Origin of the sequence: Serratia sp. ASV30, from assembly GCF_016428815.1 — a bacterium.
Taxonomy (GTDB): domain Bacteria; phylum Pseudomonadota; class Gammaproteobacteria; order Enterobacterales; family Enterobacteriaceae; genus Chania; species Chania fonticola_C.
The window spans coordinates 19536-33285 of record NZ_JAELTL010000056.1; the positions used below are offsets into that span (position 1 = coordinate 19536).

The following is a 13750-nucleotide window of genomic DNA, read 5'->3' on the forward strand; positions in this document are numbered from 1 at the left end:
CTTAAATTTGAAATGGGGTAGTGGTCTGATGGCGGACATGCATTCATTGTTTGTGGCATTCGTGCTTGGGGTAGTCGAAGGGTTGACAGAGTTCCTGCCGGTTTCCTCGACTGGGCACATGATTATCGTTGGCGAATTGCTGGGTTTTACCGGTGATAAGGCAAAAACCTTCGAAGTCATTATCCAGTTGGGTTCGATCCTGGCGGTGGTGGTGGTGTTCTGGCGGCGTCTGTTTGGCCTGATCGGCATTCACTTTGGTGGCAAACCGGTACCTCATGAAGGGCAGACGGCAGGGCAACTGAAGTTAGGCCATATCTTGCTGGCGATGATCCCGGCAGTGGCGCTAGGGCTGCTGCTCCACGACATGATCAAATCGCTATTTGAACCGAAAAACGTGATGTATGCGTTAGTGGTCGGGGGCCTGTTGCTGCTGGCCGCCGAATGGCTGAAACCGAAAAAACCAAGCGCGGTCGGGCTGGATGATATTACCTACCGGCAGGCCTTTTTGATCGGTTGCTTCCAGTGTCTGGCGCTGTGGCCTGGCTTTTCCCGTTCCGGCTCCACCATTTCAGGCGGCATGCTGGTTGGCGTAAGCCGTTTTGCGGCCTCGGAGTTCTCCTTTATTCTGGCGGTGCCGATGATGATCGGTGCCAGCGGCCTGGATCTGTACAAGAGCCTGCACTTCCTGACGCTCAATGACCTGCCGATGTTTGCCGTCGGTTTCGCCACTGCGTTTGTGGTAGCGCTAATCGCGATCAAGACCTTCCTTCAGCTTATCAAGCGTATCTCGTTTGTGCCTTTCGCCATCTACCGCTTTATCGTCGCGGCGGCGGTTTACATGGTGTTTATTCATTAATTCTGGCACCAGTTCGAACGTTTTCTCCTCTCCAATAGTGGGCTCTTTGCCCACTATGTTTATATTTAGCTGCCTTCGCCTCTCCCCTTTTGGTCCGACCAATGCCGGAAAAATGTGAACCTCTGGCACATAAACGGCAAAAAACCAAACAGACACATTGCATATTTTTAACAGTAAGTTAACTATCGGTTATCAATTATATGACTTCGCCCTGTTGGTACGACCCATTAAGCGGAGGAGTATGTGAATAATCGCGGGAGTTATCTACATGGAAGTCTGGCAACAAGTTTATGATCCCATAGGCAATATCTGGCTATCAAGTGCGATCGCGGCACTGCCTATCGCGTTTTTTTTCTTGGCGCTGATTAAACTGAAGCTCAAGGGGCATATAGCAGCAACGTTAACCGTTGGGATAGCTTTACTGGTGGCGTTATTCCTCTACCGGATGCCCATTGACCGAGCGCTCGCTGCGGTGGTTTATGGTTTTTTCTATGGGCTGTGGCCGATAGCCTGGATCATTATTGCCGCGGTATTTGTCTACCAGATTTCGGTGAAGACCGGGCAGTTTGACATCATTCGCTCTTCCATTCTCTCTATCACCCCTGACCAACGTTTACAGATGCTGATCGTCGGCTTCTGTTTTGGTGCCTTTCTGGAAGGGGCCGCCGGGTTTGGCGCACCGGTAGCCATTACCGCCGCCTTGTTGGTTGGCCTGGGGTTCAATCCGTTGTATGCCGCAGGGCTTTGTCTGATCGTCAACACCGCTCCGGTGGCTTTCGGCGCTATGGGCATCCCGATTATCGTCGCGGGTCAGGTGACCGGGTTGGACAGCTTTGAAATCGGCCAGATGGTCGGGCGGCAATTGCCGTTCCTGACGATTATCGTGCTGTTCTGGATCATGGCGATTATGGACGGTTGGCGCGGCATTAAAGAAACCTGGCCTGCGGTGGTTGTGGCGGGGGGAAGCTTTGCCTTGGCGCAGTATCTCAGCTCCAACTTTCTTGGGCCAGAGCTGCCAGACATCATCTCCTCGCTGGTTTCACTGGTATGCCTGACGCTGTTTCTCCGTGTCTGGCAGCCAAAACGCCTGTTCCGCTTTGATAATGCCGAAGGTGCCGTCGTCGACCAAACGCTGGTGCAGCAACACTATGCTTTAGGGCAGATTATTCGCGCCTGGATGCCGTTTATTTTCCTGACTGCTACGGTCACCTTGTGGAGCATCCCGCCGTTTAAAGCGTTGTTCGCTCAAGGTGGTGCGCTGTACGATTGGGTACTCTCTATTCCGGTGCCTTTTCTGGATAAGCTGGTCGCCAAAATGCCGCCGGTGGTGGCAAACATCACGCCTTATGCCGCCGTTTTCAAACTTGACTGGTTCTCTGCCACCGGCACCGCCATTATGGTTGCTGCGATCGCCTCGGTGATTTACCTGCGCATGAAGCCCAAAGATGCGCTCACCACACTTGCTGAAACGCTAAAGGCGTTGATGCTACCCATCTATTCCATTGGCATGGTGTTAGCCTTTGCCTTTATTTCCAACTATTCCGGCCTGTCGGCAACTTTGGCGCTGGCATTGGCGCATACCGGCAGCGCGTTCACCTTTTTCTCACCGTTCCTTGGCTGGTTGGGCGTATTCCTGACCGGCTCAGACACTTCGTCCAACGCGTTGTTCGCCGCTCTACAGGCCACCACAGCCCAGCAAATTGGCGTTTCGGATGTGCTGTTGGTTGCGGCTAACACCACCGGCGGAGTCACAGGCAAAATGATCTCACCACAGTCTATCGCGATTGCCTGTGCCGCCGTGGGGTTGGTGGGGAAAGAGTCTGACCTGTTCCGCTTTACGGTAAAACACAGCCTGATTTTCACCTGTATGGTGGGGGTTATTACTACGCTTCAGGCTTACTGGCTAACATGGATGATCCCATGACCGTAAATCTTCAACCCACTTATCCACTACGCTCGGCCGATCGTTTGGTTGAGCGTATCAAGGTGATGATCCGCGAACGCCAACTGGAAATGGGGATGCGCTTGCCCGCCGAGCGCCAGTTGGCTAACGAGTTGGGCGTCTCGCGTTCCTCTTTACGTGAGGCGATTCAAAAGCTGATTGGTGAAAAAACGCTCATTAGCCGACGTGGCGGCGGAACCTATGTCTGCGACGAGCTTTCCCCCTGGTCAGAGCAATGCATCGTGGAGCCGCTGAGACCCTTGGTTGCCGACGATCCTGACTATCGTTACGACATTCTGGAAGCTCGCCATGCCATTGAGGCAAGCACCGCCTGGCACGCGGCAATGCGCGCCACCGCCGCAGACAAAGAGAAGCTACAGGCGTGCTTTGACGCCATGTTGGCGCTTCAGGAGAGCGATCATCCTGAACTTGCCGCTCAGGCGGATGTGCGCTTCCATTTGGCAATTGCCGAGGCTTCACACAACGTGGTGTTACTGCAAACCATGCGCGGCTTTTTCGATTTGATGCGCTCCTCCGTCATGCATAGCCGCCAGCGTATGTACACCCAGCCGACGATCTTCACCCGGCTGACTGAACAGCACGAGGAACTGCTGCTGGCGATCCTGGCAGGCGATCCTGAACGGGCGGGTAAAGCGGCCAAATCTCATCTGGGATTCGTGCATTCCACCATTAAAAATCTGCATGAGGACGAGGCCAGGCAGGCGCGGATTACCCGCCTTCCTGATGACAATTCACCGTAATAAGGGAGATCGCTTGATGATTATCTCAGCAGCCACGGATTATCGCGCTGCGGCACAACGTAAACTGCCGCCGTTTCTGTTTCATTACATCGACGGCGGCGCTTATGCCGAACACACTTTGCGGCGTAACGTGGAAGATCTGGCTCAGGTTGCATTGAGGCAGCGTGTTCTTAAGAACATGTCGGCACTCAGCCTGGAAACCAAACTGTTTAACGAAACTTTGGCGATGCCCGTCGTCCTTGGCCCGGTAGGGTTGTGTGGCATGTATGCCCGCCGTGGCGAGGTGCAGGCTGCAAGGGCCGCAGAGCAACAAGGCATTCCGTTTACGCTTTCCACCGTCTCGGTGTGCCCAATCGAAGAGGTGGCGCCGGCCATCAAGCGGCCCATGTGGTTCCAGCTGTATGTGTTGAAAGATCGTGGATTCATGCGTAATGCCTTGGAGCGGGCGAAAGCCGCGGGCTGTACCACCTTGGTATTCACCGTGGATATGCCGACACCAGGCGCTCGTTACCGCGATGCGCATTCGGCAATGAGTGGCCCCTATGCTGCCCAACGGCGGTATTGGCAAGCCGTGACCCATCCTGCCTGGGCGTGGGATGTTGGCCTGAATGGGCGTCCGCACGATCTGGGCAATATTTCCGCTTACCTCGGAAAGCCCACCGGATTAGCAGATTATATCGGGTGGTTGGGGGCCAACTTTGACCCTTCGATTTCATGGAGTGATTTGGAATGGATCCGTGATTTCTGGCAGGGGCCGATGGTGATAAAGGGCATTCTCGACGCCGACGATGCGCGTGATGCCGTACGCTTTGGTGCCGACGGCATTGTGGTTTCTAACCACGGTGGTCGCCAACTGGATGGGGTGCTCTCTTCTGCTCGTGCGCTGCCGATGATTGCCGATGCGGTGAAGGGCGATATCACCATCCTGGCAGACAGCGGGATACGCAGCGGATTAGACGTGGTGCGCATGATTGCGCTCGGGGCGGATAGCGTATTGCTGGGGCGAGCCTATGTTTATGCCTTGGCAACCTCAGGCCAGGCGGGGGTGGAAAACCTGCTCGCTTTGATCAAAAAAGAGATGTGCGTAGCGATGACGCTCACGGGGGCGAAAAGTATTGCCGAAATCAGCCGTGATTCGTTGGTGCTGGAGGGGTAGGTAGGGGCGCATACTGCGCCCGTTTTACTTAAGGATGAGGTTCTTGCTGCTTCTTCCAGTCCGCCAACGCCTGCTGGCGGCGGCGTTTGACCTCGTCGCGGATCGCCAACCCTTGCAGGCCACTTTCCACCACCTCTTTGACCGAAACCGCGTTGGCGACCTGATAGGCCTGGCGCAGGTAATCGCCCTGCGGATAAGGGTTGTTTTCAAAACCGGTGCGCCCGCGGGCATCGGCTTCGCTGGTGAGGATCATCTGCTCTAGCCGCTGCGGTTTACGCCACACGTCGATGGCATCAAACAGTTTTAACAGCGTTTCTGGCCGCAGTTTATTAACCGTGTGGATCAGGTCGTGATACTCCGCCACCAGCTTCGCCAGTTCACGTACTGGATTAGGCACTCGCAGCCGTTGGCAAAGCTTCTCAACCAGCCTGACGCCCGCAGGGCCATGGCCATAGTGATGTGGCCAGAGTTCTTGTGGCGTGATGCCTTTACCAAGATCGTGGCACAGCGCTGAGAAACGGATATCCACCTCTGGACTGAGCTGGGTGGCAATCGCCAGCGTCATCAGCGTGTGTATGCCGGTATCAATTTCCGGATGCCATTTCTCTGGGGCAGGAACGCCAAACAGGGCGTCGATTTCCGGGAACAGCACTTTCAACGCTCCGCAGTCGCGAAGCACCTGGAAATACACCTGCGGGCTCTGGCTCTGTAACGCCTTCTCGGTCTCTTTCCACACGCGTTCCGCCGTCAGGGAGGCCAGTTCACCGCTTTCGGCCATCTGCTGCATCAGCGCGCTGGTTTCAGGGGCGACGGTAAAGCCCAGGGAAGCAAAGCGGGCGGCAAAACGCGCTACGCGTAACACTCGCAGCGGATCTTCGCCAAACGCGTCGGAGACATGGCGCAACAGGCGGGCGTCGAGATCGGCCTTGCCGTTATAGGGGTCAACCAAAACTCCATCATCACCCCGCGCCATGGCGTTGATGGTGAGGTCGCGCCGCAGTAGATCCTCTTCCAGCGTCACGTCTGGGGCGGCGTAGCAGGTAAATCCGGTGTAACCCTGTCCGGATTTACGTTCGGTGCGGGCCAGCGCATACTCCTCATGAGTTTGCGGGTTGAGGAATACCGGAAAGTCTTTACCCACCTGCTGATAGCCAAGAGCCAACAGATCGGCAGGCGTTGCGCCGACCACCACCCAGTCGTGATCCACTACCGGTAAGTTGAGCAGGGTGTCACGGACGGCACCGCCGACCAGGTAAATTTTCACGGTTTAACTCCTATCAATAGCTCTTTTGATCAGATTACATCAATTGGGCGGTGGATGCGTCAGGCAATAAAAAAGCGCCCGTAGGCGCTTAAACTGGCGGAACGGTAATCAGTTCATCCAGCGATTATTCTTGCGGCGTGGGATCAGATGCGGCAACACCAGACCGAGCAGCAAACCAACGCCGGCAACGCCGCCGCCGTACATAAACCATTGCAGAATAATGGTGCGCTGTTTGTCGTCAAGTTGCAGATTCACCGCATTCACCTTCTTCTGTGCCACAACCAGCTGATTTTTCAGATCCTGGTTTTCCTGCTGCAGGCCGCTGATGGTGCTGTCGCTGGCGGCCACCTTCTGCTGCATCTCGGCGGTGCGCTGGTTCCAGCTATTATCAATATTGGCCAGCTTGTCGGTCAGGGTTTTCACCTGCTGTTCCAGCTCTGGCACCTGGGTGCGCAGGCTTGGTGTCTGGCTAAGCTGATCCATTGGGATCCAGACGCTGCGTCCTTTGGAATCGCGGATCTGGCCGTAGCTGGTGCTGTCATTGACGCTCAACAGCGTGACTTCTTCACCGGCATTCAAGGTGCCGACGATACGGTATTGGTTACCTGGGCCGCTATGGACATAAGTATTTAATTCATCGGAGATATAGCGTTTATCTTCGGCATGTGCGCCCCAAGTGATGCTAAAACTTAGCACGGCAAGGCAAATCAGGCGTAATTTCTGCATTATGTCATCGTTTCTGCGTGGATTTATGGAACGATAGTAGAGCGTTCAGTCTGACGGCGCAACGCCAAAACCGGAATGGGAACTATCTTACTATGCTAAATCCCATCAGTTGCGCAGCTTTCTATAACGTAACAGGTTTTTTCTGCAGTTGGCAGAGTCAAGTCAGGGGGAATCGCGGTAAGATACTCTCACTGTGCGTCGTCGGGCTGAGTGCGGCCGGCAGACTCCGCCGCCGTGAAGACTCACGCGAATGCCTAACCTATTGGTGTAAAAGAACTATGAGCGTTGAAATAGAACTGAAGTTTATTGTTTCCCCCGCAGCGATTGCCAGCCTGCCGGAGCGGATTGCCGCCTGGCCGAATCAGCATTCTGCGCCACAGAAGCTGACCAATATCTACTATGAAACCGCCGACAACTTCCTGCGCAACCATGATATGGGCCTGCGTATCCGCGGTTTTGACGATAGCTATGAAATGACCATCAAAACCGCCGGTTCGGTGGTGGGTGGGCTGCACCAGCGGCCGGAATATAACGTCGCCATCGCCAAACCCGCGCTGGCGCTGAAAAAATTCCCGGCGGATATCTGGCCGGAGGGCTGCAAGCTGGCGCCGTTGCAAAAGGCGTTGCAGCCGCTGTTTCGCACCGACTTTGTGCGTGAAAAGTGGGTGGTCACTTACGGCGCAAGCGAGATTGAGATTGGCCTCGATCAGGGCGAAGTCCGTGCGGGTGAACTGGCCGAACCGTTATGCGAGCTGGAGCTGGAGCTGAAAAGCGGTGAGACTGCTGATTTGCTGGCATTGGCAGCCGCGCTAGCGGAACAAGGTGGTTTACGCCAGGGCAGCCTCAGCAAAGCGGCCCGGGGATATCATCTGGCGCAGGGCAATGCCGAACGTGAGTTACGCCCATTAAGCGTGTTGAAGCCAGCCCCTAAATCCACGGTAGAACAGGGCATGGTCGCCGCTTTCGAGCTGGCGTTGAGCCACTGGCAGTATCACGAAGAGCTGTGGCTGCGTGGCGATAAGCAGGCACGTCGTGCGGTAATGGAAGCGATCGGACTGATCCGCCAGGCGCTGGTGATCTTTGGCGGATTGGTTCCGCGCAAGGCAAGCACCGATCTGCGCGCCCGGTTGACGGCGTTGGAGCCTTTGCTGGTGGATAAAACCACCCAGCCGCAGGAGCTGTGCTATGGCACGGAGTATCTGCAATGTAAGTTGGCACTCACATCGTGGCTGATCACCGGCGCATGGCGGCCGTTTATCGATGCCAAATCGCAGGCTAAGCTGGATGGTTCATTCAAGCGTTTTAGCGACATCATGCTGGGCCGTAGCGCCGCAGAGCTGAAAGAAGCCTTTACACGCACCCTGAATGAAGATGAATATCAAGAGCAACTGCCCCGTCTGACGCGCCAGGTGTTGGCATTTATTCTGCTTTCTGGTGCCTATCCGGATAGCGAAACCGGGCCGTATATCGACAGCTGGCGCGAGCTGCAATCAGCCATTGCCGAACGTCGGCAGGGTTGGTATGAAGCCAGCCGCAAACAGGCATTATCCCATGCGCCATTCTGGTTAAACGGCGCGGTTCGTTAACTCCAGCGGGCCTGCCGGGCTGCAGGCCACAGAACGGGTCATTCACTATGTTGCCACTCTCTGCTGCGTTACAGCTTCAGGCACAGAACATCGTGCAGCGATTTCAGGAAACTCAGGGCGCGGAGTTGATGCTCAGCGCCGCAGAACAAAGCGTTCTGGCGTCGAGTGATTTTGTCAGTGACATGTTGCTCGGCCATCCTGAATGGTTGGTAACGTTACGCCAGCAGCAGCCGGTGGCCGATGAGTGGCAGCACTATGCCGCCTGGTTGCAGGATGAGCTTGAAGAGGTGCAGGACGAAGCGCAGCTGATGCGTGTGCTCCGTCTGTTCCGCCGTGAGAGCCTGGTGCGCATTGCCTGGGCGCAGGCTCAGCAGCTATGTACCACGCAAGAAACGCTACAACAGCTGAGTGCCCTGGCAGAAACGCTAATCGTTAGCGCCCGTGACTGGCTCTATCAAACCTGTTGCCGCGAGTGGGGCACGCCTTGTAATGCCGATGGCGTGCCGCAGCCTTTGCTAATCCTGGGGATGGGCAAACTCGGCGGTGGCGAACTGAATTTCTCCTCTGATATCGATCTGATCTTTGCCTATCCGGAAAACGGCCATACGCAGGGTGGGCGGCGTGAGCTGGATAACGCCCAATTCTTTACCCGCCTTGGGCAACGGCTTATCAAAGCGTTGGATCAGCAAACCATTGACGGCTTTGTCTACCGCGTCGATATGCGTCTGCGGCCGTTTGGCGATAGCGGCCCGCTGGTGATGAGCTTTGCCGCGCTGGAAGATTATTACCAGGAGCAGGGGCGCGACTGGGAACGCTACGCGATGGTCAAGGCGCGCCTGATGGGGGGGCATGAAGATGCCTACAGCCAGGAACTGCGCAAGACATTGCGGCCATTCGTGTTCCGTCGCTATATCGATTTCAGCGTGATCCAGTCGCTGCGTAATATGAAGGGCATGATTGCCCGCGAAGTGCGGCGGCGGGGGCTGAAGGACAACATCAAGCTGGGTGCCGGTGGCATCCGCGAAATCGAATTTATCACCCAGGTGTTCCAACTGATCCGTGGCGGGCGTGAACCCAGTTTGCAGGGGCGCTCACTGCTGCCGACGTTGCAGGCGGTTGGTGAACTTGGGTTGTTGACCGCACAGCAGGTCGCTGAGCTGAGTAACGGCTACCTGTTCCTGCGGCGGCTGGAGAATCTGTTGCAGGCGATTGCCGACCAGCAAACGCAAACCCTGCCGCAGGACGAGTTGGATCAGGCGCGTCTGGCCTGGGGAATGGATCAGCCAGACTGGCCGTCGTTGATGGCGGTGCTGGAAGAGCATATGCGCCAGGTCCGTGCGGTATTTGATGACCTGATCGGCGACGACAGCCCAGACGTAGGCGAAGATCCCAACTACCAGCATTATCACAGCCTTTGGCAGGATGCGTTGGACGAGAACGAGCTGGCACCACTGACACCCCATCTGGACGAAGAGGCGCGGCGGCAGATGTTGCGTTCCATCGCCGACTTCCGCCACGACGTGGACAAACGCACTATTGGCCCGCGTGGCCGCGACGTGCTGGATCAACTGATGCCACGCTTGCTGGCCGAAGTGTGTTCGCGCGTGGACGCAGCTACGGCTCTGACGCGCCTGACCCAGTTGTTACTGAGCATCGTGACCCGAACTACCTACCTTGAGCTGCTGGTGGAATACCATGCCGCTCTCAGCCACCTGATCCGCCTTTGTGCCGCATCACCGATGGTGGCCAGCCAACTGGCGCGTTATCCGCTGTTGCTCGATGAGCTGTTGGATACTGCCACGTTGTACCAACCGGTGGCCCCTGATGCCTATCGTAGCGAACTGCGCCAATACCGCCTGCGGGTGCCGGAAGACGATGAAGAACAGCAGTTGGAAGCGTTGCGGCAGTTCAAGCAGGCACAGCACTTGCGCATTGCCGCTGCAGATATCGCCGAGGCGTTGCCGGTGATGAAAGTGAGCGATCACTTAACCTATCTGGCCGAGGCTATCATTGATGCGGTGGTGCAGCAGGCGTGGAAAGACATGGTTGCGCGCTACGGCCAACCAACCCATCTGCATGAACGGGAGGGGTTAGGGTTCGCGGTGATCGGCTACGGTAAGCTAGGGGGCTGGGAACTGGGCTATAGCTCGGATCTAGACCTGGTGTTCCTGCTGGATTGTCCACCAGACGTCATGACGGATGGCGATCGTTGCATCGATGGCCGTCAGTTCTATCTGCGTCTGGCACAGCGGGTGATGCATCTGTTCAGCACCCGCACCTCTTCAGGCATTCTCTATGAGGTGGATGCCCGTCTGCGTCCTTCCGGTGCTGCCGGGATGCTGGTCAGTACCGTCGAAGCCTTTGCCGACTATCAGCGTAACGAAGCCTGGACCTGGGAGCATCAGGCTCTGGTGCGGGCGCGCATCGTGTATGGCGATCCGGCGCTGCACCAGCAGTTTGATGCGATCCGCCGCGAAATTTTGTGCAAACCGCGTGAAGTGAACAAGCTGCAGCAGGAGGTGCGTGAAATGCGCGAGAAAATGCGCAACCATCTGGGCAGCAAACAGCGCGATCTGTTTGATATCAAAGCGGACGAAGGCGGGATCACCGATATCGAATTTATTGCCCAATACCTGGTCTTAGGTTATGCCGCGGGCGAACCGCGCCTGACGCGTTGGTCGGATAACGTGCGTATCTTTGAGCTGATGGCCAATTACGACATCATGCCGGAAGACGAGGCCCAGGCGTTGACCCAGGCCTATGTCACCATGCGTGATGAGATCCACCATCTGGCGTTGCAGGAGCATTCCAGCAAAGTCAGCAGTGAGCTGTTTACCGCCGAGCGTGAGCAGGTGCGTGTCAGTTGGCGCAAATGGCTGGGCTGAGGGGACATATGGGTTCCCTCACCCTAACCCTCTCCCAAAGGGAGAGGGGACCGATCGATTGTGTTTGAAATTATAGTGACTCACCTTGGCTGAAGAGGCGATCGAGTTTGTTGAGATTATCGCTTTACTGCCAAACGAGCAGGGGCTACCAGCTCCCTCTCCCTGTGGGAGAGGGTTGGGGTGAGGGGGCAGTTTTTACGGGTATTGCAGGCTATTATGCTAATATCTGCCGAATTTATTTTTATGACTTGTTTGGAGTTATCGGATGAAAGTTACACTACCTGATTTTCGCCGCGCCGGTGTGTTGGTGGTTGGTGACGTCATGTTGGATCGCTATTGGTATGGGCCGACCAGCCGTATTTCACCGGAAGCGCCGGTGCCGGTGGTCAAGGTTGAAACCATCGAAGAGCGTCCCGGTGGTGCAGCTAACGTCGCGATGAACATCGCCTCGTTGGGTGCCAATTCACGCCTGGTAGGCCTGACGGGGATCGACGACGCGGCGCGTGCGCTGAGCGCCAAGCTCAACGAAGTTAACGTGCGTTGTGACTTTGTCTCGGTGCCGACGCACCCGACCATCACCAAGCTGCGCGTACTTTCCCGTAACCAACAGCTGATCCGCCTGGACTTCGAGGAAGGTTTTTCCAACGTCGATCCGCAGCCGATCATGGAGCGTATCCAGCAGGCATTGCCGCAGATTGGCGCACTGGTGCTGTCGGATTACGCCAAGGGCGCGTTGAGCAAGGTGCAGGGCATGATCGCACTGGCACGTGCTGCGAAGGTTCCGGTACTGATCGACCCGAAAGGCACCGATTTTGAACGTTACCGTGGCGCCACGCTGCTGACCCCAAACCTGTCCGAATTTGAAGCCGTGGTCGGTCATTGTCAGAGCGAAGAAGAGCTGGTGACGCGTGGGATGAAACTGGTGACGGACTTTGAACTGTCCGCATTGCTGATCACCCGTTCCGAGCAGGGGATGACGCTGCTGCAGCCGGGCCGTGAGCCGTTGCATCTGCCAACTCAGGCGCAGGAAGTGTTCGACGTGACCGGTGCCGGTGATACGGTGATCGGTGTACTGGCTGCCGCCCTGGCAGCGGGTAATACGCTGGAAGAGTCTTGCTTCCTGGCTAACGCCGCCGCCGGTGTGGTGGTGGGTAAGTTGGGTACCTCGACCGTCTCGCCAGTCGAACTGGAAAATGCCATTCGTGGCCGCGCCGAAACCGGCTTTGGCGTAATGACCGAGGCCGAGTTGAAAAAAGCGGTAGCGCAGGCGCGCCAACGCGGCGAGAAAGTGGTGATGACCAACGGCATCTTCGACATTCTGCACGCTGGCCATGTCTCATACCTGGCAAATGCGCGCAAATTGGGCGATCGCCTGATCGTGGCGGTGAACAGCGATGCGTCAACCAAGCGCCTGAAGGGGGAAACCCGCCCGGTTAACCTGCTGGAAAACCGTATGGTGGTGTTGGGCGCGCTGGGAGCCGTGGATTGGGTCGTGCCGTTTGAAGAAGATACGCCGCAACGCCTGATCGCCGAAGTGCTGCCAGATTTACTGGTGAAGGGCGGTGACTACCAACCGCATGAGATTGCTGGCAGTGCTGAAGTCTGGGCCAACGGTGGCGATGTGCGGGTACTGAACTTTGAAGATGGGTTATCCACCACCAACATCATCAAGGCTATCAAGGATGGTCGTGGTTAACGTTATCTATATATCTATACCCTATGGATTTCAAGCTGTGGGTAAGCGCAGGTAACAACGCTGCAGCTTGAAAGACGACGGGTAAACAGGGTGGTTTGCAGTGAGTGGACTTAAGCAGGAGCTGAGTTTAGCGCAGGGCGTTGGGCTATTGTCCACTTCACTGCTGGGTACCGGGGTCTTTGCCGTTCCGGCATTGGCGGCGCAGGTGGCGGGCGGCGACAGCCTGTGGGCCTGGCCAATACTGATTGTGCTGGTATTCCCGATCGCTATCGCTTTTGCGGCATTGGGCCGCCATTTCCCCAGCGCCGGTGGTGCCGCGCATTTTGTCGGCCTGGCCTTTGGGCCACGCATGGCAAAGGTAACCGCTTGGCTGTTCCTCTCTGTGATCCCCGTTGGCTTGCCCGCCGCATTACAAATCGCCGCAGGGTTCTGGCAGGCTACTTTGGGTTGGGATGCCAACGGCCTGTTGCTGGTGCAAATTGTCACGCTGGTGGTGATTTGGCTGCTTGGCACACGCAGTGCCGGTTCCAGTGCCAATATTCAGACCTTGATTGCCCTTCTGGTGATAGCTCTGGTGGGGGCTATCTGGTGGCAAGGCGGCATTACTCCATCCCAAATCCCATGGCCTGCGGTCAGCGATATTTCTCCTCCTAATATGTTCCACGCGTTGGCAGTGATGTTCTGGTGCTTTGTCGGGCTGGAGGCTTTTGCTCATCTGGCGACCGAGTTTCGCCATCCAGAGCGGGACTTTCCGCGCGCGTTAATGCTTGGGCTGTTGGTGGCGGGGGCGGTCTATTGGGGCTGTACCGTAGCCGTGCTGCACTTCCATGCTTACGGCGAACATCAGGCGGCGGCCGCTTCGTTGCCGGGGATCGTGG

At 56.6% G+C, this 13750-nt stretch carries 10 protein-coding genes; 8 read left to right on the top strand and 2 right to left on the bottom strand.

Annotated features, from left to right (window positions below):
* Positions 1-28: 28 nt before the first annotated feature.
* The 4 genes from bacA (at position 29) to lldD (ending at position 4715) form a co-directional block, all read left to right on the top strand.
* Positions 29-856 carry an undecaprenyl-diphosphate phosphatase gene (gene bacA / locus JHD74_RS20675; protein ID WP_024528269.1) on the top strand — a complete coding sequence of 276 codons (828 nt, stop codon included), beginning with the start codon at positions 29-31 and terminating at the stop codon, positions 854-856.
* Positions 857-1124: 268 nt separating this feature from the next.
* Positions 1125-2780 carry an L-lactate permease gene (gene lldP / locus JHD74_RS20680; protein ID WP_074031207.1) on the top strand — a complete coding sequence of 552 codons (1656 nt, stop codon included), beginning with the start codon at positions 1125-1127 and terminating at the stop codon, positions 2778-2780.
* Entirely contained in the window at positions 2777-3559 is a 783-nt protein-coding gene (lldR, locus tag JHD74_RS20685; protein ID WP_024528271.1) for a transcriptional regulator LldR, read from the top strand. The genes lldP and lldR overlap by 4 nt, the downstream gene beginning before the upstream one ends.
* A gap of 16 nt (positions 3560-3575) precedes the next feature.
* Positions 3576-4715 (top strand): FMN-dependent L-lactate dehydrogenase LldD, encoded by a 1140-nt coding sequence (lldD, locus tag JHD74_RS20690; protein WP_199063405.1) that lies wholly within the window; start codon positions 3576-3578, stop codon positions 4713-4715.
* 28 nt (positions 4716-4743) lie between these two features.
* On the opposite strand, the gene JHD74_RS20695 is transcribed toward lldD, so the two are convergent.
* Positions 4744-5979 (bottom strand): multifunctional CCA addition/repair protein, encoded by a 1236-nt coding sequence (locus JHD74_RS20695; protein ID WP_024528272.1) that lies wholly within the window; start codon positions 5977-5979, stop codon positions 4744-4746.
* A gap of 108 nt (positions 5980-6087) precedes the next feature.
* Positions 6088-6705: a TIGR04211 family SH3 domain-containing protein gene (locus JHD74_RS20700; RefSeq protein ID WP_024528273.1), complete on the bottom strand. Its 618-nt coding sequence runs from the start codon at positions 6703-6705 to the stop codon at positions 6088-6090.
* Between the two features lie 278 nt (positions 6706-6983).
* On the opposite strand from JHD74_RS20700, the gene JHD74_RS20705 reads away from it, so the two are divergent.
* The 4 genes from JHD74_RS20705 to yjeH all read left to right on the top strand — a co-directional run.
* On the top strand, positions 6984-8291 hold the full coding sequence (locus JHD74_RS20705; protein WP_024528274.1) for an inorganic triphosphatase: 1308 nt from the start codon (positions 6984-6986) through the stop codon (positions 8289-8291).
* Positions 8292-8338: 47 nt separating this feature from the next.
* Positions 8339-11176, top strand: a complete 2838-nt coding sequence (gene glnE, locus JHD74_RS20710) for a bifunctional [glutamate--ammonia ligase]-adenylyl-L-tyrosine phosphorylase/[glutamate--ammonia-ligase] adenylyltransferase (protein ID WP_199063406.1) — start codon at positions 8339-8341, stop codon at positions 11174-11176.
* A 265-nt stretch (positions 11177-11441) separates the two neighbouring features.
* On the top strand, positions 11442-12872 hold the full coding sequence (hldE, locus tag JHD74_RS20715) for a bifunctional D-glycero-beta-D-manno-heptose-7-phosphate kinase/D-glycero-beta-D-manno-heptose 1-phosphate adenylyltransferase HldE (RefSeq protein WP_199063407.1): 1431 nt from the start codon (positions 11442-11444) through the stop codon (positions 12870-12872).
* A 100-nt stretch (positions 12873-12972) separates the two neighbouring features.
* The coding region (yjeH, locus tag JHD74_RS20720; protein WP_199063408.1) for an L-methionine/branched-chain amino acid transporter at positions 12973-13750 on the top strand (778 nt) is incomplete at its 3' end.